21 protein-coding genes and 1 tRNA gene are annotated in these 18806 nt (G+C 41.5%); 15 read left to right on the top strand and 7 right to left on the bottom strand.

All coding sequences use genetic code 11. The features are described from left to right. Nucleotides 1-38 precede the first annotated feature (38 nt). From lepA to FTV13_RS01110, 9 genes are read left to right on the top strand one after another with little or no spacing between them, the layout of a single operon-like run. On the top strand, nucleotides 39-1856 hold the full coding sequence (gene lepA, locus FTV13_RS01070) for a translation elongation factor 4 (RefSeq protein WP_004784519.1): 1818 nt from the start codon (nucleotides 39-41) through the stop codon (nucleotides 1854-1856). A 21-nt stretch (nucleotides 1857-1877) separates the two neighbouring features. Beyond that, entirely contained in the window at nucleotides 1878-2705 is an 828-nt protein-coding gene (lepB, locus tag FTV13_RS01075; RefSeq protein ID WP_159124070.1) for a signal peptidase I, read from the top strand. A gap of 24 nt (nucleotides 2706-2729) precedes the next feature. Beyond that, nucleotides 2730-3101 carry a DUF4845 domain-containing protein gene (locus FTV13_RS01080; RefSeq protein ID WP_034171224.1) on the top strand — a complete coding sequence of 124 codons (372 nt, stop codon included), beginning with the start codon at nucleotides 2730-2732 and terminating at the stop codon, nucleotides 3099-3101. Continuing rightward, nucleotides 3073-3771, top strand: a complete 699-nt coding sequence (gene rnc, locus FTV13_RS01085) for a ribonuclease III (protein WP_004784515.1) — start codon at nucleotides 3073-3075, stop codon at nucleotides 3769-3771. The genes FTV13_RS01080 and rnc overlap by 29 nt, the downstream gene beginning before the upstream one ends. Beyond that, the gene (era, locus tag FTV13_RS01090; protein ID WP_004784513.1) at nucleotides 3771-4799 is read left to right on the top strand and encodes a GTPase Era; all 1029 of its coding nucleotides are present in this window, start codon (nucleotides 3771-3773) and stop codon (nucleotides 4797-4799) included. The genes rnc and era overlap by 1 nt, the downstream gene beginning before the upstream one ends. A gap of 18 nt (nucleotides 4800-4817) precedes the next feature. Next, nucleotides 4818-5015, top strand: a complete 198-nt coding sequence (locus tag FTV13_RS01095; protein WP_034593121.1) for an NF038104 family lipoprotein — start codon at nucleotides 4818-4820, stop codon at nucleotides 5013-5015. A gap of 11 nt (nucleotides 5016-5026) precedes the next feature. Then, the gene (locus FTV13_RS01100; protein WP_180010715.1) at nucleotides 5027-5734 is read left to right on the top strand and encodes a DNA repair protein RecO; all 708 of its coding nucleotides are present in this window, start codon (nucleotides 5027-5029) and stop codon (nucleotides 5732-5734) included. Nucleotides 5735-5750: 16 nt separating this feature from the next. Then, nucleotides 5751-6476: a pyridoxine 5'-phosphate synthase gene (gene pdxJ, locus FTV13_RS01105; RefSeq protein ID WP_180010717.1), complete on the top strand. Its 726-nt coding sequence runs from the start codon at nucleotides 5751-5753 to the stop codon at nucleotides 6474-6476. A gap of 15 nt (nucleotides 6477-6491) precedes the next feature. Next, nucleotides 6492-7145, top strand: a complete 654-nt coding sequence (locus FTV13_RS01110) for a tRNA-(ms[2]io[6]A)-hydroxylase (protein ID WP_180010719.1) — start codon at nucleotides 6492-6494, stop codon at nucleotides 7143-7145. Nucleotides 7146-7501: 356 nt separating this feature from the next. Here the strand turns inward: FTV13_RS01110 and FTV13_RS01115 are convergent. Next, a tRNA-Asn gene (locus FTV13_RS01115) sits at nucleotides 7502-7577 on the bottom strand. Between the two features lie 236 nt (nucleotides 7578-7813). Between FTV13_RS01115 and FTV13_RS01120 the strand changes: the two genes are divergently transcribed. Continuing rightward, complete coding sequence (locus FTV13_RS01120) at nucleotides 7814-8257, top strand: hypothetical protein (protein WP_180010721.1); 444 nt, start codon at nucleotides 7814-7816, stop codon at nucleotides 8255-8257. 12 nt (nucleotides 8258-8269) lie between these two features. Here the strand turns inward: FTV13_RS01120 and FTV13_RS01125 are convergent, their stop codons facing one another. Further along, nucleotides 8270-8713 (bottom strand): PaaI family thioesterase, encoded by a 444-nt coding sequence (locus tag FTV13_RS01125; RefSeq protein ID WP_166138298.1) that lies wholly within the window; start codon nucleotides 8711-8713, stop codon nucleotides 8270-8272. A gap of 161 nt (nucleotides 8714-8874) precedes the next feature. Here FTV13_RS01125 and FTV13_RS01130 point away from each other — a divergent pair, with 161 nt between their 5' ends. After that, complete coding sequence (locus tag FTV13_RS01130; RefSeq protein WP_159124076.1) at nucleotides 8875-9285, top strand: GFA family protein; 411 nt, start codon at nucleotides 8875-8877, stop codon at nucleotides 9283-9285. A gap of 479 nt (nucleotides 9286-9764) precedes the next feature. Continuing rightward, nucleotides 9765-11027, top strand: coding sequence for an MATE family efflux transporter (locus FTV13_RS01135; RefSeq protein ID WP_373684508.1), 1263 nt, complete (start codon nucleotides 9765-9767; stop codon nucleotides 11025-11027). Between the two features lie 44 nt (nucleotides 11028-11071). On the opposite strand, the gene FTV13_RS01140 is transcribed toward FTV13_RS01135, so the two are convergent. Further along, entirely contained in the window at nucleotides 11072-12307 is a 1236-nt protein-coding gene (locus FTV13_RS01140) for a pyridoxal phosphate-dependent aminotransferase (RefSeq protein ID WP_005236666.1), read from the bottom strand. A 253-nt stretch (nucleotides 12308-12560) separates the two neighbouring features. Next, on the bottom strand, nucleotides 12561-13388 hold the full coding sequence (gene map, locus FTV13_RS01145) for a type I methionyl aminopeptidase (protein ID WP_004784494.1): 828 nt from the start codon (nucleotides 13386-13388) through the stop codon (nucleotides 12561-12563). A gap of 207 nt (nucleotides 13389-13595) precedes the next feature. On the opposite strand from map, the gene rpsB reads away from it, so the two are divergent. The 3 genes from rpsB to FTV13_RS01160 all read left to right on the top strand — a co-directional run bounded on the left by rpsB (nucleotide 13596) and on the right by FTV13_RS01160 (nucleotide 15940). Further along, on the top strand, nucleotides 13596-14342 hold the full coding sequence (rpsB, locus tag FTV13_RS01150) for a 30S ribosomal protein S2 (protein WP_004784492.1): 747 nt from the start codon (nucleotides 13596-13598) through the stop codon (nucleotides 14340-14342). A 141-nt stretch (nucleotides 14343-14483) separates the two neighbouring features. Continuing rightward, entirely contained in the window at nucleotides 14484-15359 is an 876-nt protein-coding gene (tsf, locus tag FTV13_RS01155) for a translation elongation factor Ts (RefSeq protein ID WP_004784491.1), read from the top strand. Between the two features lie 74 nt (nucleotides 15360-15433). Continuing rightward, a complete protein-coding gene (locus FTV13_RS01160) occupies nucleotides 15434-15940 on the top strand; it encodes a DUF3465 domain-containing protein (protein ID WP_179993402.1) in 507 nt (168 codons plus the stop codon). 45 nt (nucleotides 15941-15985) lie between these two features. Here the strand turns inward: FTV13_RS01160 and FTV13_RS01165 are convergent, their stop codons facing one another. The 3 genes from FTV13_RS01165 to mltB all read right to left on the bottom strand — a co-directional run bounded on the left by FTV13_RS01165 (nucleotide 15986) and on the right by mltB (nucleotide 18579). After that, a complete protein-coding gene (locus FTV13_RS01165; protein WP_179993403.1) occupies nucleotides 15986-16441 on the bottom strand; it encodes a DUF962 domain-containing protein in 456 nt (151 codons plus the stop codon). A 232-nt stretch (nucleotides 16442-16673) separates the two neighbouring features. Continuing rightward, a complete protein-coding gene (locus tag FTV13_RS01170; RefSeq protein ID WP_004784482.1) occupies nucleotides 16674-17288 on the bottom strand; it encodes a septal ring lytic transglycosylase RlpA family protein in 615 nt (204 codons plus the stop codon). Between the two features lie 289 nt (nucleotides 17289-17577). Next, complete coding sequence (mltB, locus tag FTV13_RS01175; protein ID WP_159124080.1) at nucleotides 17578-18579, bottom strand: lytic murein transglycosylase B; 1002 nt, start codon at nucleotides 18577-18579, stop codon at nucleotides 17578-17580. Nucleotides 18580-18806: the final 227 nt, after the last annotated feature.

The following is an 18806-nucleotide window of genomic DNA, read 5'->3' on the forward strand; positions in this document are numbered from 1 at the left end:
TTTAAATTGCATGACGCGTTTTTTTCTCAAGGTAGCCCATGGCGCAAGCTAAAAAATCTGTTGATATTAAAAACATTCGTAACTTCTCGATTATTGCGCATATTGACCACGGTAAATCGACTCTGGCAGATCGTTTTATTCAAACTTGTGGTGGTTTGCAGGATCGTGAAATGCAGGCTCAAGTTCTTGATTCTATGGAACTTGAACGCGAACGTGGGATTACCATCAAAGCGGCTTCGGTCACCTTGTACTATACCCATCCAAATGGCCAAGAGTATCAGTTGAACTTCATTGATACCCCGGGACACGTGGATTTCTCTTATGAAGTTTCACGTTCTTTGGCGGCCTGTGAAGGTGCACTACTGGTGGTAGATGCAGCACAAGGTGTAGAAGCGCAGTCTGTTGCAAACTGCTATACCGCGATTGAGCAGGGTCTGGAAGTTTTACCAGTACTGAACAAAATTGACTTGCCACAAGCTGAACCCGAACGTGTAATTCAGGAAATTGAAGATATTATCGGGATTGAAGCGACTGAAGCACCGACCTGTTCAGCAAAAACTGGCCTAGGTATTGAAGGTGTGCTTGAAACGCTGGTGAATGTCATTCCTGCACCAACAGGTGAACGTGATGCACCGCTGCAAGCGTTGATTATTGACTCATGGTTCGATAACTACCTGGGCGTAGTATCTCTGGTTCGTGTGAAACAGGGTCGTGTTCGCAAGGGCGACAAGATGCTGGTGAAATCGACTGGTCAGACACATATCATCACTTCAGTCGGTATTTTCAATCCGAAGCATACTGAAACCGATATCCTTGAAGCGGGTGAAGTTGGTTTCGTGATTGCCGGTATTAAAGACATTTTTGGCGCACCAGTGGGTGATACCATTACACTGGCAACTACTCCAGAAGTTCCAACATTACCTGGTTTCAAAAAAGTAAAACCACAGGTATATGCGGGCCTGTTCCCAATCGATTCCAGTGATTTTGAACCTTTCCGTGAAGCATTGCATAAACTGCAAATCAATGACTCTGCGCTGTTCTTTGAACCAGAAAGTTCTGATGCTCTAGGCTTCGGTTTCCGCTGTGGTTTCTTAGGTATGCTGCACATGGAGATCGTACAGGAGCGTCTAGAACGTGAATACGATCTGGATTTGATCTCTTCAGCACCAACGGTAATTTATGAAGCAGTGATGAAAAATGGCAATACCATTTACATCGACAGCCCATCAAAAATGCCAGATGGTTCAACTGTTGAAGACCTGCGTGAACCAATTGCAGAATGTCATATCCTCGTGCCACAGGAATACCTGGGTAATGTCATGACCCTATGTATTGAGCGCCGTGGCGTACAAAAAGACATGAAGTTCATGGCGAACCAGGTCTCTGTTACTTTTGAAATTCCAATGGCTGAAGTGGTGATGGATTTCTTTGATAAATTGAAATCTTGTTCACGTGGTTTTGCGTCACTAGATTACAACTTTGTGCGTTTTGAAAGTTCATCACTGGTGAAAGTGGATGTCCTGATCAATGGTGAAAAAGTCGATGCACTCGCAATGATCTGCCACCGTCAGGATGCACGTCACCGTGGGATTGCACTGGTTGAAAAAATGAAAGACCTGATTCCTCGTCAGATGTTTGATGTGGCAATTCAGGCGGCTATTGGTGCGCAAATTATTGCCCGTTCTACCGTAAAAGCAATGCGTAAAAACGTATTGGCAAAATGTTATGGTGGTGACGTATCACGTAAGAAGAAACTTCTTGCAAAACAGAAAGAAGGTAAGAAACGTATGAAACAGGTGGGTAGTGTTGAAATTCCACAAGAAGCGTTCTTAGCTGTACTGAAAGTCGAACGCTAATACTATAAGGATAATAAGCCCATGGATTTTGATTTTAATTTGATTCTTGTTCCTGCGACCTTATTTTTTGTCGCGGTCTGGTTGCTGGATAAGTTTGTTCTGAAACAACGACAGACCAAAGGCAAGGGCAATGAAAACTTCATTATTACCTGGGCTTATGATTTCTGGCCGGTTTTGGCCGTCGTTTTAGTATTGCGTTCTTTCCTGTACGAACCTTTCAATATTCCATCAGATTCTATGGTTCCAACACTGGAAACCGGTGATTTTATCCTGGTCAATAAATTTGACTATGGTGTGAAATTACCGATTGTAAATACAAAAATTCTGGATACAGGTAGTCCGGAACGTGGCGATGTCGTGGTCTTCCGCTATCCGCCACAACCAACGATTAGCTATATTAAACGTGTAATTGGTTTGCCAGGTGATCATATTGTTTATGATCATGGTCAGTTAACCATTAATGGTGAGAAAGTAGCAAAAGTTCCAGTAGAATTCAGTCGTGAAAAAGATCGCCTGGATACGCCAAATTCGATTTATCATAAAGAAACCATTGGCGAACATACTTTCACTATGCGTGAGCTGGAAGGAGTCAATGTAGCTCGTCAGGCTCCATTCCTTAACTATATAGAAAATGGTAAGTTTTCAACTGAAAATGGTTTATATTGGGAAGTGAAAGTTCCAGAAGGTCATTACTTTGCGATGGGGGATAATCGCGATCAAAGTGCTGACAGTCGTTTCTGGGGCTTTGTTCCGGAAGAAAACTTAACAGGTCGCGCATTCTATATCTGGATGCATAAAGAACCTGGCTTTAAACTGCCATCGTTTAGTCGAAACGGAATAATCGATTAATTATTTCAGTCAGGAAAATAAAAAATGAAACATCAACAAGGTGCTTCGTATATTGGAATTTTATTTGCAATCGTGGGGTTTGCTTTTCTTGCCAAAGTGGCGATTGCAGTGTGGGGGCCATACTTTGATGATCGTATGGTGGACAATCAGATTGAGGAACTTTTAAAGAGTTCTCCGGCAAATATTGCGCCAGAAAAATTTCGTCAACAGATGGGTCAGCGTTTAGAAATGAACAATATTCGCGATCTGAAATTTGATGAAATTGCCAAGGTAACCAACACTGATGGTTTACAGGTGCACAAGAATTATGAAATTCGCAAGAATTTTATAATGAATATCGATTTAGTGATGAAGTTTGAGAAAGATTTTGATCAAAGCACAGTCAAAACTAAATGATGAGCGTCTTGCCAAACGGATCGGCTATCAGTTTAAACAAGCTGATCTGTTAAAACTGGCATTGACCCATCGTTCAGTCAGTCATAAACACAACTATGAACGCCTAGAATTTCTAGGCGATTCTCTTTTAGGAATGATCATAGCCAATTATCTCTTTACTGCTTACCCGCAGGAAAATGAGGGCCGTCTGACGCGTATGCGTGCGACTCTTGTCCGACAGGAAGCGCTAGGGAAAATTGCCAATGATCTAAAATTGAGTCAGAACCTGATTCTCAGTACGGGTGAGCTGAAATCGGGTGGTCATCATCGTGAGTCTATACTTGCGGATACGGTCGAAGCCATCATTGGTGCGATCTATGTGGATTGCGGTGATCTCACTGTATTACAGGCAATTGTGCTAAAATGGTACGAGCCGTATTTAGACAATATAGAGCCAACTGACCAGCTGAAAGACCCTAAATCACGCCTACAGGAATATTTACAAGCACGTAAAAAACCTCTCCCAGTTTACGAGGTTGTAGATATTCAAGGTGATGCCCCGAACCAGCATTTCAAAGTGGAATGCCAGGTAGAAGGCTTGCCGGTCATGGCCGGTGAAGGTTCAAGCCGACGATTCGCTGAACAGGCGGTTGCGGCAGATATTTTAAAACATTTGGAGCATAAGTCTTAATGACTACTCATTCCGATCACATTGATGCTGATCACGAGTCGCAAAGCGACAGCAATGACTTGATTAGTCAATTTTTCAGTGCACAGGGTACTGAAATTCCTTCTGATTATCGTAGCGGTTTCGTGGCGATTGTCGGACGTCCAAACGTGGGTAAATCAACCTTGATGAACCACTTACTGGGCCAGAAACTTTCAATTACTTCACGTAAACCACAAACCACACGTCATAAAATCGTAGGGATTGATTCACGTGAAAAGTCTCAGGCGGTATTTGTTGATACACCGGGGATGCATAAAAAAGAAGTGCGTGCCATCAATAAAATGATGAACCGAGCTGCGCACTCTGCATTGCGTGACGTGAACCTGGTGCTGTTTGTAGTTGATGCACAAAAATGGACCCAGAACGATGAGCTTGTTCTGGAGAAATTAAAAAATGCGGATATGCCAGTCATTCTGGTGATCAACAAGCTGGACACGTTCGAGAACAAGAATGAGGCCTTACCGCTGATTCGTGAACGTGCCAAACTGATGAACTTTGCTGAAATCGTACCGGTGTCTGCACTTCGTGGTGCCAACCTCGAACACTTACGCGATACGATTGCCAAGTACCTGCCATTCCAACCGCCGCTATATTCACTGGATCAGCTTACCGATCGTTCAGAACGTTTTCTGGCTTCTGAAATTATCCGTGAAAAAATCATGCGTCAGTTAGGTGAAGAACTGCCATACGATTTAACTGTTCAGATCGAATCTTTCAAAACTGAAGAGCCGACCCTGAACGAAAAAACAGGTCGTATGAAGCCGGCATGTACTTATATTGATGCCACCATTTTCGTTGATCGTGCTGGCCAAAAAGCCATTGTGATTGGTGAAAAAGGCTCCAAGCTGAAAAAAATCGGTATGGATGCTCGTGTCGACATGGAAAAAATGTTCGAGCAGAAAATCATGCTAACGCTTTGGGTGAAAGTCAAAGGCGGCTGGTCTGATGATGAGCGGGCACTGAAAAGTCTAGGTTATAGCGACATTTAAATTGGACGGGAACGGATCATGATGAAATTTCTGGCAGTCATTGCATGTGTTTTATTTTTGCAGGGCTGTATTCATAAAGTAGTGACCGTTCCTGCCAAAGTTGCCTATAAAACCACAAAGTACGCGGTCAAAGGGACCGCGGCTGTTGTGGGTGCCGCCATTCCTGATGGGGATGACGAAGAAGACGAGAAAAACTCAAAAAAGAATAAAGATTAAAGAAGCAGCCTATGCGTAATGAAGTGCTGCATGGATACCTGATTCATCATCGTAAATATCGCGATCGCAGTCATATTGTGCATTTATTTACCCAGGAATATGGCCGTATCGACGGGATACTGAGACAAAATCCTCCACCCCAATATCAACCCATTAGCTTGCTGGCCTCGGGCAAATCTGAACTTAAAAATTTCACCAAATTAGAAATTGTTAATCAGCCGATCTTTTTTTTCGGCGATGCCTTCTTTTCTGGCTTTTATCTGAATGAAATCCTGTTGCGTTTATGTCCGCTTGAAGTGCAAATGCCGCTGACCTTTGCCAAATATGGCGAAACGTTGAATGCCTTGCAAAAACTCTCCGATCAGGAAAATCCCAATACTTATTTAAAACAGGTTTTGCGTCAGTTTGAACATATTTTATTGGAAGAACTTGGCTATGAACTGGATTTTTCGGTCGATGCCAATCAGGCACAAATCAATCCCTTGCAACATTACTATTTTCAGTTGAATGAAGGTTTTATGCCTTCGGCCAAGGCCTTGCGCTCAACCATGTCAGGTCAGCAGATTTTAACAATGCAGCACTATGAAAATGGTAGGGATTTTAATCCAGAACAGTTACAATTACTGACGAAGCTATATCGACAGGTGATCACTGCTTTACTTGGTGACCGACCACTGAAAAGTCGACAATTGTGGATCCAAAATTCTCAATCTCAATAGTAGTTAGGAAAATAGTATGGCTGCATTACTTGGTGTCAATATTGACCATGTCGCAACTTTAAGACAAGCACGTGGTACGACGTACCCAGACCCAGTCAATGCTGCATTGATCTGTGAGCAGGCCGGTGCAGAGGGAATTACCCTGCATTTGCGCGAAGACCGTCGACATATTCAGGATGAAGATGTACGTCGTATGCGTTCGGTATTGACTACCCATATGAACCTGGAAATGGCCGTAACTGATGAAATGGTGGCGATTGCTAAAGAAATCCAGCCGCAGCATGTCTGCTTTGTACCAGAAAAGCGTCAGGAAGTGACGACTGAAGGTGGTCTGGATGTCGTTGGTCATTTTGAAGATGTGAAAAAAGCCACCCAGGAACTGTCTGCGATTGGCTGTGACGTGTCGCTATTTATTGATGCAGACATTGCCCAGATTGATGCGGCAGTCGCTTGTGGCGCACCTACAATTGAGCTTCATACAGGTGCTTATGCCGATGCTGACACGCCAGAAGCACAGCAAGTTGAGCTGGATCGCATTATCAAAGGGGCAGAGTATGCGGCTTCTAAAGGTCTGGTGGTCAATGCAGGTCACGGTCTGAACCTGGATAATGTCACTCCAATTGCTGCGATTCCTCAAATTCATGAATTAAATATTGGTCACTCGATTATTGCAGATGCAGTTTTTGTTGGACTGGCGCAAGCTGTACAACAAATGAAGGCTGCAATTAAAGCTGCGCGTTAAGATTGCAAAAGATATATGTCAAATATTGATTATGATGAACTGATGAAGCCTGTCATTAGCTTCTTAGGTTGTGAAACACCAAAAGCCTGGCTCGATGAGGCATTACAGAATCTGGAAATTCTGATGCAGGATCATGCCAACTGTGAGAAGAAAGCAGCCAGTACAGCAATGAACCTGATGTTCCGCTATAGCTTCTTTGTAGATTTACAGGTGAAACTGGCGCAACTGGTACGGGAAGAAATGCTGCACTATGAGCAGGTGCTGGAATTCATGAATAAGCGTGGCCAGCAATGGATTGGACTCAGTGCAGGACGTTATGCAGGTGGCTTACGCAAAGAAATCCGTACCTATGAGCCAGAGGCGCTGATTGATGTGCTGGTGATTGGTGCTTTTGTAGAAGCACGTTCTTGTGAGCGATTCTATGCGCTTGCGCCGCTGGTGGATGATGAGCTAGGACGTTACTACCGTTATTTGCTTAAATCTGAATCTCGCCATTTTGAGGACTACTTGGCCTTAGCTTTAGATGTGGCTAAAACTGCAAAACTGAAAAATCCACAAGAAGATATTCAAAGCCGAATTGAGCATATCCGTGAAGTAGAAAAGAATCTGATTCTTAGTCCAGATGAAATGTTCCGTTTCCACAGTGGTGTACCTGCAAAAGCAGCTTAAAAAGCTACTCAATTAAGACATTAAAAAATATCCTCCAAATCGGGGGATTTTTTTATAAATATAAGATTCGCTACCTAGCTTATTTATCTATTGAAAGGATTTAAAATAGCCTAAGCATTTTATAATTTGATTAGAAGGAAAAACTTGAAGTGCAAGATAGCAAAAGCTGTCGTCAATTTTAGAATAACGGCTTATAACAGCACATTTGATTAAACGAGAATATAAGCCAATCTAACTAGGTAAATAAAAGGGCAGAGTAAGAATATATAAGAGAAAAGAAGAATCGAATCATTTTATAAATGAAATTTCAGGCAATAAAAAAGCCCAAGTCTTAAATGCTTGGGCTTGCTTGAATTTGGCTCTCCCACCTGGGCTCGAACCAGGGACCTGCGGATTAACAGTCCGTCGCTCTACCGACTGAGCTATGGGAGAATCTGAATGAGATTATAGAGAGATTTTGCAAAGGGTCAAGCAAAAACTGTCATATTTATTACAAATTGCACTTATCTGATTTTAATTTAAACGATTGCATTAAATTCTTAAAAAATGCTTGTCAGAACAAATTTCACTTGCTAGATTGAAAACATAAAGTCGTTTGACCAAATGGTCAAACAGTGTGGATTTAAACCTACTTGCCAGCACAAAAATGGCTAAACCGGAGAAAGCGAATGAATACGCTCACTATCCCTCAAATCTTCTCTCAACTGTCTTTTTATCAAGATCATTATCTCGATATTATTCAAGATTCAGCTCAATACTTTACCCCTGTGGCTGGTGCAGAAATCCGTTTATGGCCCTTAGCGACCAAACAATTGTATCTGGGTGACTTGCTGCAATTATGGTTTGCAGAAAAGTGGCTGGTCGAACAAGAACGCCAATTTAGCTTTGAGATCTTTCTGAACACGCCTGAAGCACAGCAAAAAGATCTTTATATCTATGCGTTTGCTGGTAATCTTCTGACCGGATCGAACCAGTCTAAAGTGTGGCAAGCTTCTGGTAAAGAAATTCGGGAACTGAGTGTGGCAAATGTTTCCAAGCATTATTTTGAATATCGGGCTTTGACCCAACCGAAGCTGGTAAAAGCACCGCAAGGGAAATGGGGCGTACTTTAAGCCTTAAACACGTTAATGGTCGGAATTGCGAAAAATCATACAGGTTGCTGTGGCATGGGCATAAATACGACCTTCGTCATCCAGAATTTGACCTTCGGAAATACCTAGGTTTTTACTGAGATTAATTGATTTTCCGATCGCTTTTAGTTCTTGGTTGTGAGGAATTGGACGGCACATTTTTACATTCAGATCAATTGTGCCATAACCGACACCGGCTTCAAGTAAAGTATGAATCGCGCAGCCTGTTACCGTATCTAAAACAGTTGCAGCAAAACCGCCATGTACACCTCCCATAGGATTCAGATGGCGTTCATCTGCTTTTACAACAAAGGTCACATGTCCCGGTTCGACTTCGCCAGCAGACATGGGAATGGTGGTTGCCATAGAAGGCATAGACAGATTGCCCTTAAGCATCTTTTGCATAATCTGCAAACCTGAAAGATTCTTGAGATCCATAGCTTGTCCTTATTATTTTAAATACTGGATTTGAATGACAAGTTTAGGCAGATGGTGCTTCGATCAGCAATAAAAAATTGTATGAGGAAATGTACAAAGCCTTTTACTTATGATGAATCCGGTAAAATGATTAAAAATAATAATACCGAGGAAGAATAATCATGAAAGCGAGATGTTTATGCGGAGCGACTCGATTTGAAGTTCAGCTCAGAAATCATGAAGTTGCTGCCTGTCATTGTTCCATGTGCCGCCGCCAGACAAGTGGACCATTAATGTCGATTGATATAGAAAATATTCACTTTATTGATCAGCAGCATTTATCTGTTGCAAGTACTTCTGAATGGGCAGAGCGTGGTTTTTGCAATGCCTGTGGTACTTTTATTTTCTGGCGGACCAAAGATCATTCCTTTGCCAATATTAATGTATTTACTTTGGAGCAACTGCCAGAGGATCTGGATTTCAATTTAGAAATTTATATAGATCATCAGCCAGCATTTTATTCATTTAACAATCAAACCAAAAAAATGACAGAAGCTGAAGTCATTGCCATGTTTCAGCAACCTGATTCTTGAAATAAATATAATCAGATAAAGGAAGAGTAAGTCTCATAATTTGATCTGATGAAAATAATCTTTTTAAAACTAAGAACACTATATAAGTGCATATATCTCATTAAAAAATACTGATCAGCAGGTTCGTATTTCAAATAGCATCCTGCTTTTCATGTCATGATCATTCTTTCTTTTGATTAAATTGTTAAATTGGAACGAAAAAAACTCATAGTTTCTGAGCTCAATAAATTATTATTTTCTATAAGCGAACTAAAGATAGAAACTAAACTTTTCTATAAAAATCAATAAATATAAAGATTTATGGCACAAGGATTGTATGTGATTTCCACTGTATATCTCGGTTTTAAATAATTCAGTTTAAAAATAAAACCCGAGAAAAGAATTAAGAATAGAGTGATTTTGCAATGAAACAGTTTTTGCATCTTTGGGTACCGATTTTTTTGAGTAATAGCATCATAATGTTGGTCGGAATATTTGACATGATTTTCCTGTCTCATTACTCACCGCAACATGTGGCTGCTATGGCTGTGTGTTTATCTATTTATTCTTTATTATTTGTTTCGGGGACGGGGATTTTGCAGGGTATGATGCAGGAACTTGCTGAAGCATATGGGCGACGTGCTTTTGATAATATTCAAAAAATTCTGAAACAGAGCATCCTTATTGTCATCGTCCTGTCTGTATTTGCAGGATGGCTATTAACTCATGCAGATCCTTTGCTACATCTGTTAAAAGCAGATAGTGCATTACAGGCTTTGATTCAACCTTGTTTATGGTTACTAGCTTGGACGCTTCCAGCGCATTTGTTAGTACGTATTTTATATATTTTAACGCAAGCCTGTGGTGAGGCGAAGCGTGTGTTCTATGCCAATATTTTTTATCTGATATTCAAAGTGAGTTTGGCCTATTGCCTGATTTTTGGGATTCAGGGTTATGTACCTGCCTATGGGGTTAAGGGAGCTTTCATTGCTCATCTGACTGTTCAATGGGCACTATTAGTGGTGTATTACCTAATATTTCTAGAAAAGCAGTTGCGTGTGCACTGGTCCGGACAATTCTTCCATTTTAAAACTTTGCTAAAAGTCTTAAGAATCGGCTTACCCTCAGCAATTGTCGTATTTATTGATGTCTTTACAATTAGTGCGATTGCATTATTGATCTTGCCTTTGGGGGAGATAATGGTGAATGCGCATCAAGTAGCGATGGGTTTGGCTGGCCTGCTGTTTATGGTGCCATTTTCGATGAGCTCTGCTTTTAGCATTCTGGTCTCTACCAGGATTGGTGCAAATCAAGTGCAATCTGCCTGGGATTTAACTTTTAAAGCGTTACGTGTGGTGGTCGCAAGCGCAGTTGTTTTGGCGATCTTGATCGCAATTTTTCAAAAACCGATTGTGGCGCTATTTAGTGATAATAAGGATGTACTTGCGGTGAGTCTGGCATTGATGTTCTTATTGTGCTGGATGCATATTTTTGATGCGATTCTGGTGGTTAGCGTCAATATGCTGCGCTGCTGGAAAGTGGTGGTATTCCCCATGTTTATCTTTAGTGGAGTACTGCTATTAGGTGGATTGGGCGGAGGCTGGTATTTGGCTTATCATCCAGTATTGCTCTTCAATCTCAATCTGGACGTCTCAGGAATAAGTGGTTTCTGGTGGATGCTGGCTATTTCCTATACCTTTGCCGCATTGATGTGCTTGCTTTGCTTGGGACTTAAATACCGTAAGCATCTACAAACTGCATAAAAAAACCCGCGATCATCGCGGGTTTTTTTATCTAATCAATTAGATTATTTCGCAGCTTTTTCAGCTTCGATAGAAGCAATCGCCTCATCAACGCCTTCGATAGAATCAGCAGCTTTTTTGATACGTGCAAGCGCATCAACTAATACTTCGTCAGCAGTTGCGTAAGAGATACGCATGAAACCACCTAGACCGAATGCATCACCAGGAACGACTGCAACACCAGTTTCTTCCAGTAACCAAGCAGAGAATTCTGTGCAAGAGTTCAGGCCTTTCGCACGAATCAATGGTTTGATGTTTGCGTATGCATAGAATGCACCATCAGCAGGTAGGCAAGAAATACCTTTAATGTCATTCAAGCCATTCACAACCAGGTCATGACGACGTTTGAATGCTTCAACCATTGGTACAAGAACGTCTTGAGGACCATTCAATGCAGCTTCTGCAGCAACTTGTGAAATAGAAGTTGGGTTAGAAGTTGACTGAGACTGGATTTTTTTCATCGCACCGATCAGTTTAGCAGGGCCCGCTGCATAGCCGATACGCCAGCCTGTCATTGCATATGCTTTAGACACACCGTTTAATACGATAGTGCGGTCGTAAAGGTCTGGGGCAACAGTTGCGATGTTGTAGAATTCATCTTCCCAGCGGATTGGTTCGTACATGTCATCAGATGCGATGAATACTTCTGGGTATTTACGCAGTACTGCAGCTAAAGCTTCTAATTCAGCTTTAGTGTAGATCATGCCAGTCGGGTTAGAAGGGCTGTTTAATACCACTAGACGAGTTTTGTCAGTGATCGCAGCTTCTAATTGCTCAGGAGTAATTTTAAAACGTTGTTCTTCACCACATTTCACGATTACTGGTGTACCTTCAGCAATGATCACCATATCTGGATAGCTTACCCAGAATGGAGCAGGAATGATCACTTCATCACCTTTGTTTAACAAAGCAAGTGCCAAGTTAAAGAAAGACTGTTTACCACCACAAGAAACCAGGATTTGGTTTGCTTGATAGTCAAGGTTATTGTCACGTTTTAATTTAGCAATAATTGCTTTTTTAAGACCTGGCGTACCATCAACAGCGGTGTATTTGGTGAAACCGTTGTTAATTGCTGCAATTGCTGCATCTTTGATGTGTTGAGGGGTATCAAAATCTGGCTCACCTGCGCCCAAACCAATAACGTTGTGACCAGCAGCTTTCAGTTCAGCAGCCTTATTTGTCACAGCAAGCGTAGGGGACGGTTTGATGGCATTCACACGATCAGAGAGACGTACGTCCACGGCAGTATTCCTTCTTATAGGGATTAAAAAATAAAAAGCACATTATCTTAGCCTAAAATGGTGCACATTGGGCAAAAGAATTTGGAAAAATATACGAAAAAAATGCTGAATCAGTGCAACCTTATCTTGAACATCGATAGGTAGTTTAGATAGACATGAACTAAGAATATGCTTTGAGGATGAGAATAATAGGGGAAATATAAACTAAAAATGGCCACTTTAAAGTGGCCATTTATGTGAGAAAGTGTTGTTGTTATGCACTAAAACGTGACAAATCTTCTTCAGGACGGGCAGTCAGCACTTCAATGCCATTTTTTGTTACCAAAAGAGTGTGCTCATATTGAGCCGATAATTTATGGTCTTTAGTGACCACAGTCCATTTATCACCCAGCAGTTTGGTTTGCCAAACACCGGCATTCACCATTGGTTCAATCGTAAAAGTCATACCTTCTTCAAGAACCATACCGGTATCTGGTTGACCATAGTGCAGAACTTGTGGTTCATCATGGAAAGTCGTACCGATGCCATGGCCACAGTATTCACGGACAACGCTAAAGCGTTCAGATTCAACATATTTTTGAATCGCATGACCAATGTCACCAATAGTAGCACCTGGTTTCACCACAGCCATACCACGATACATGGCTTCTTGAGCGACTTTGCACAGACGGTTTGCCAGGATTGAAGTTTCACCACCCACGATGTACATCATATTGGTATCCCCATGGAAACCATCTTTGATGACAGTGACGTCAATGTTTAAAATATCGCCTTTTTTCAGGATCTTGTTTTCAGATGGGATCCCGTGACAGACCACATGGTTTACAGATGTACAGATTGTATGCTGGAAAGCAGGGCGGCCAGGCGCTGCACCATAACCTAAACATGCAGGAATGGCATTCTGCACATTTACAATATAGTCATGACAAATCGTATCCAATTCCAGTGTCGTTACGCCGGGTTTGATATGCGGTTTGATCATATCCAACACTTCTGCAGCCAGTCGTCCAGCGATACGCATCTTTTCGATATCTTCAGCGGATTTGATTAAACGACGGGGAGCTTGATAAGTAGTGTTCATGATCTCTAAAAACTTTTGGAAATTTGTATGTGACTATGGTATAAATAGCCGCCCATTTTATCAAATGCTTTTTCGTGAATATATTTGCGAGGCTGATTGAATGGTGTATTAAAAATCCGCACATATATCGTCACATTACTCTGGGTGCCCGCAAGGGTGGAGAATGCGGATATATGGAGGCCTAACCCAAACTTTAAGGTAAAGAAAATGGCAGATTACAACGTAAGCATGCGCGACCTTCTACAAGCTGGCGCGCACTTTGGTCACCAAACTCGTTTCTGGAACCCAAAAATGCGTCAATACATCTTTGGCGCGCGTAACAAAATTCACATCATCAACCTTGAGCACACTGTTCCTGCGTTAAATGATGCTTTGAACTTCGCTAACCAATTAGCTAGCAAAAAGAACAAAGTTTTGTTCGTTGGTACTAAACGTGCTGCTTCTGCAATCATCCGTGAACAAGCTCAACGCGCTGGTCAACCATACGTAGATCACCGTTGGTTAGGTGGTATGTTGACGAACTGGAAAACTCTTCGCCAATCTATCAACCGTTTAAAAGACCTTCAAACTCAATCTCAAGACGGTACTTTCGCTAAACTTACTAAACGTGAAGCTTTAGAACGTAGCCGTGAGATGGAAAAACTTGAACGTGCTTTAGGCGGCGTTAAAAACATGGGTGGTTTACCTGACGCATTATTCGTAATCGACGTTGATCACGAAGCGATTGCAATTAAAGAAGCTAAAAACCTTGGTATTCCTGTAATCGGTATCGTTGATACTAACTCTAACCCAGACAACGTAGACTACGTTATTCCGGGTAACGACGATGCGATCCGTGCAGTAACACTTTATGCTTCTGCTATGGCTGATGCGATTCTTGCTGGTAAAGAATATGCTCAATCACAAGCAAATGCACAAGCTAAAGCAGAAGAAGCTCCTGCTTCTGAGGCTTAATGCGTTAGACGCTAGCTTGTCATTTTTGCGACACGTGATGGTGGCAAAGTAAGCGTTATGTATGCAGGCGGCCCATGAGAATCCTCTGGGCCGTTTCTGTTCTAAAAAGAATTCATTTTCTACCGAATTTAGGAGATAAACATGACTGCAGTTACAGCAAGCATGGTTAAAGAACTGCGTGATCGTACTGGTCTAGCAATGATGGAATGTAAAAAAGCTTTGACAGAAGCTGGTGGTGACATCGAATTAGCGATCGACAACCTTCGTAAATCTGGTCAAGCAAAAGCAGCTAAAAAAGCTGGTAACATTGCTGCTGACGGCGCGATCACAATTGCTCAAGAAGGCAACAAAGCAATCCTTCTAGAAGTAAACTGCCAAACTGACTTCGTTGCTAAAGACGAAAACTTTGCTGGTTTCTCTGCGAAAGTTGCTGCTGCTGCACTTGCTGCAAACGAAACTGACGCTGCTAAAATCGCTGAACTTAAACTTGAAGATGGCGCTACTGTAGAAGAAGCTCGTATTGCGCTAGTTCAAAAAATCGGTGAAAACATCCAAGTACGTCGTGCGAAAATTGTTGAAGGTGAAAACCTTGCTGTTTACAAACACGGTCTTCGTATCGGTGTTGTTGTATCTTACTCAGGTGATGCTGAAACTGGTAAAGGCTTGGCAATGCACATTGCTGCATTCAACCCGGTTGCTGTAAATGCTGAACAAGTTCCTGCTGACCTTATCGCGAAAGAAAAAGAAATCGCTGAAGCAAAAGCACTTGAATCTGGCAAACCAGCAAACATCGTTGAGAAAATGGTTGTAGGTTCTGTTGAGAAATACCTGAACGAAGTTGTTCTTGAGCGTCAACAATACGTAATCGACAACGACAAGAAAGTTGCTGAAGTTCTTAAAGCGACTGGTACTACTGTTGCTAACTTCGTTCGTTTCGAAGTCGGTGAAGGTATCGAGAAAAAAGCTGAGCTTTCTTTCGCTGAAGAAGTTGCTGCTGCTCAGGCTGCTGCAAAATAATTCAGTAACGAATTAGAAAAAGCCCCGAATGGGGCTTTTTTTGTGACTAAATAAAGAATAATCAAAGAGAAATTATGGCAAATAAAACCAATATGGGGATCGGGGCTGTCATTGCACTTTTGTTGGCTGCTTATTTAGGTCTGGATTTATCAGAATCTAAACAACCGACCAATACTTTTGTACCTTCAGCAGAAGTTGCGTTTCGAGAGCAGACTCATGTTCAAAAAAGTACCCATAAGGTTTCTGATGATACCCAGCGTATAGAGCAAGCTTACCAGCAAAGACAAAGTGATCTTCAGGTTCAGGCGAGCGGTAAGGTGGTAGTGTTATTAAAAGATGATAATGAAGGTTCCCGTCATCAGAAATTTATTCTGGAATTATCCACTGGTCAAACTGTATTAGTTGCGCACAATATTGATCTGGCGCCACGCATCCAGAATATGCAAAAAGGGGATCAGGTTGAGTTTTTTGGTGAGTATGAATATAGCGACAAAGGTGGGGTGATTCATTGGACCCATCATGATCCATCTAATAAGCACATCAGCGGTTGGTTAAAACACCAAGGAAAAACCTATCAATAAGGGAATTTTCCTTGGTTTTATAAATGTAATGATATTACATACGCTTTAAGCGCACTGTATTGCCTCAGATTGACGAGATTTCCATTTAGGTAGGACTTTGCCTAAATAGGCATCCATGCACCATAACGGGCCAATGAGAAGGAATTGAAGGTCTTTGAAGAAAGAAGGCTTTTTACCTTCAACTTTATGTCCATAAAATTGCCCAATCCAGGCAAAAACAAACAAGGCTATAAAGAAGCCCACACCTACAGGTAAAACCCAGATGAACCAAGCCATCATCAGGGTTAAAGCTGCCATTGCTACAGCCAGTACAATATCTAGACGTGCATAAAACACAAAAGCCAGAACCAGGAGCAGGGCAGTCAGTAAAGCGCTAAAGTGCGCCATGATGCCAATAATGGAAAAATAGATGGCAGGCACGCAGACCCAATGGATCAGTTTGTTGGTTTTGTTTTGATGACTTTCACTATATTCATCTAACCATTCGGATATTGTTTTCATTCTATCGCTCCCATCCATGAACGTACTGTCAGTTTTCAAAATATAAAACAGTTTGGAGGTATGGTCAAAATGAAATCGATAGTGGGTTGATAAGGGTTAGAGAAGGCTTATACCTGAATGGAATAACATCGCCAGTATTAAGGATAAAAGCAAGTCGAATGCTTGCTCTACATCACCAAATAAAAAAGCCACATGACTGTGGCTTTTGAGTTAAATGTAGAGCGGTCAAATCTTATGAGTTTGGCCCATCTACACGCTCAATATTGACATGTGCAGTACCCGCATTGGTAATACCAAGCTGTTTAGCAGCACCGTAAGATAAATCTAGAACACGGTTGCCATGGAATGGACCACGGTCATTCACCTTCACAACAACACTCTTACCATTGTTTTTGTTAGTCACGCGGATAAAGCAGTTTAATGGCAGGCTACGGTGTGCAGCAGTCATTGCATTCATATCGAATGTTTCACCACTGGCAGTTTTACGGCCATGGAACTGACGACCATACCAAGATGCTGTACCTGTCTGACTGAATTTACGAACTGTGTTTGAAGCAACATTGTTCAGTTTCTCAATCACTGAAGGCTCTTCTGCAGGAATTGCAATTTTTGCTGCAATGGTTTGACGACGAACTTTATCGCCAGAACGCTCAGTGATTGAAAGGCTGTTCAAATTTGTGAAATTTGAATTGAAGCTTTGAGCTTCTTTATTTAATACACGCGCTGCAAGACGCGAATTGTCATGATCATTATTGAATGATGACGACTGAACCATATCTGCTTGCGATTGCGTTAGGGTAACGGTCGCGGCAATGGCCATAAAGTACTTCAGAAAAGAAGAATGCATTGAATCAACTCCTAACAGCATGTTTCATTAGATTGGGCCTAAGTAGCTGATAACCCTATAAACATGCCTGATATTTAACTTATGCAACTACATTTAACGAATTGGATAATATTCATGCTGGCAACTGGCTGTCTAGTATTTAATTAAAATAGTTAAAAAAAGTACGCAAAATAAACAATGAGTGATTAAAAAATAATCAATATTGTAACAAGGCGTAAAAAATGCCTAAAATTTAGGCATTTTGTTTAATAAAAATCTTGACTTTAATAGTATGTAGTAATTTTTACTGTTATCGGCTCGTAATTTCTGTACCTAAAAGCCACAATGCAGTGGCATACATACGACTACGATTGTACGTGGTAATCACTTGAAAATTCGGATAAGTAATATAGTAAATCGGTCCGTAATTTTCTTGTAATTGAATGACATTGACCATATCAAGATCATCAATACGAACAATCGGATTCATCGGACTGATTCCTTGGGTTTTGATTACTCCATAAGGTGTTGGCTGAGTCAGATCTTTGGCGATGACAGAATCAGGATTCGAACCGCTATAACGGGCAGGGAAGGCAATTGGCTGATCACGTTGCCAGCCATTTTGAGCCAGATAGTTTGCAATTGAACCAATCGCATCTACCGCAGAATTGCGCAGATCGATATGGCCATTGCCATCATAGTCGACCCCATACTTTGGAATATTACTTGGCATAAACTGCGGATAGCCCACAGCACCTGCATAAGAACCCACGATCGAGGATGCTGACACACCATCTTTATATGACCATGCGATCAATGCCGCCAGTTCATCCTGGAAGTATTGCGCACGACGTTCATAACCAAAGCCAAGAGTTGCCAGTGCATCACGGGTCACAAATGAACCCTTGTTGCTGCCAAAACCGGTCTCTACCCCCAAAATACCCAAAATGATCGATTGTGGTACACCAAACTGCTGCTCAGCGCGATTTAGTGTTGCAGCATATTGCTGCTTGAAACGTACACCACGTTGAATCGTACCTTCAGACAGAAAATTGGTCTTATAGGCATACCAAGGCTTACTTTCACCTGGACGATTCATGATATTGATAATATTTGGAAGATTTTTTGCTCCCGTCATTGCACTGTCTACTTGCTGGGCACTTAGACCATAGGTCTGCATAGTGTTTTGCTTGAAACTGGCATAAGAGGGATGATATTGAAAATCGTTGGCCAGGCTTAAACTACTGAGTCCGAATGCACTGACAAGGATCGAAAGCTGCTTCAATTTTTTATAAAAATTCGATTTCAACATCTTGGTATGATTTCCAATTTTTTGATAGGTTTGTGGCTATGTCATTTGAATCGTGCCATGAAAAAGATCAATTCACTTTTCTCAATTTTCTGGCATTAGAGGCAATATTAAAGATAACATTCTGATGAATAGGAGTCATATAAACTCCCTTAAAAACAGGAAAGGGTTGGTTGTTTTTTCAGCATTTTGTATTTTAGTTCACAATAACTGTAACAAGCTATTTCTTA

Origin of the sequence: Acinetobacter sp. YH12235, assembly GCF_013417705.1 — a bacterium.
Taxonomy (GTDB): domain Bacteria; phylum Pseudomonadota; class Gammaproteobacteria; order Pseudomonadales; family Moraxellaceae; genus Acinetobacter.

Bases quoted from the DNA above. Each gene is read 5' to 3' on its own strand.
- FTV13_RS01100 (WP_180010715.1), top strand. From the start codon at position 5,027: ATGCGTAATGAAGTGCTGCATGGATACCTGATTCATCATCGTAAATAT.
- FTV13_RS01120 (WP_180010721.1), top strand. From the start codon at position 7,814: ATGAATACGCTCACTATCCCTCAAATCTTCTCTCAACTGTCTTTTTAT.
- FTV13_RS01110 (WP_180010719.1), top strand. From the start codon at position 6,492: ATGTCAAATATTGATTATGATGAACTGATGAAGCCTGTCATTAGCTTC.
- FTV13_RS01080 (WP_034171224.1), top strand. From the start codon at position 2,730: ATGAAACATCAACAAGGTGCTTCGTATATTGGAATTTTATTTGCAATC.
- mltB (WP_159124080.1), bottom strand. From the start codon at position 18,579: ATGTTGAAATCGAATTTTTATAAAAAATTGAAGCAGCTTTCGATCCTT.
- era (WP_004784513.1), top strand. From the start codon at position 3,771: ATGACTACTCATTCCGATCACATTGATGCTGATCACGAGTCGCAAAGC.
- FTV13_RS01160 (WP_179993402.1), top strand. From the start codon at position 15,434: ATGGCAAATAAAACCAATATGGGGATCGGGGCTGTCATTGCACTTTTG.
- lepA (WP_004784519.1), top strand. From the start codon at position 39: ATGGCGCAAGCTAAAAAATCTGTTGATATTAAAAACATTCGTAACTTC.
- FTV13_RS01165 (WP_179993403.1), bottom strand. From the start codon at position 16,441: ATGAAAACAATATCCGAATGGTTAGATGAATATAGTGAAAGTCATCAA.
- lepB (WP_159124070.1), top strand. From the start codon at position 1,878: ATGGATTTTGATTTTAATTTGATTCTTGTTCCTGCGACCTTATTTTTT.
- pdxJ (WP_180010717.1), top strand. From the start codon at position 5,751: ATGGCTGCATTACTTGGTGTCAATATTGACCATGTCGCAACTTTAAGA.
- FTV13_RS01095 (WP_034593121.1), top strand. From the start codon at position 4,818: ATGATGAAATTTCTGGCAGTCATTGCATGTGTTTTATTTTTGCAGGGC.
- FTV13_RS01170 (WP_004784482.1), bottom strand. From the start codon at position 17,288: ATGCATTCTTCTTTTCTGAAGTACTTTATGGCCATTGCCGCGACCGTT.
- tsf (WP_004784491.1), top strand. From the start codon at position 14,484: ATGACTGCAGTTACAGCAAGCATGGTTAAAGAACTGCGTGATCGTACT.
- FTV13_RS01135 (WP_373684508.1), top strand. From the start codon at position 9,765: ATGATTTTCCTGTCTCATTACTCACCGCAACATGTGGCTGCTATGGCT.
- rpsB (WP_004784492.1), top strand. From the start codon at position 13,596: ATGGCAGATTACAACGTAAGCATGCGCGACCTTCTACAAGCTGGCGCG.
- map (WP_004784494.1), bottom strand. From the start codon at position 13,388: ATGAACACTACTTATCAAGCTCCCCGTCGTTTAATCAAATCCGCTGAA.
- FTV13_RS01125 (WP_166138298.1), bottom strand. From the start codon at position 8,713: ATGGATCTCAAGAATCTTTCAGGTTTGCAGATTATGCAAAAGATGCTT.
- FTV13_RS01130 (WP_159124076.1), top strand. From the start codon at position 8,875: ATGAAAGCGAGATGTTTATGCGGAGCGACTCGATTTGAAGTTCAGCTC.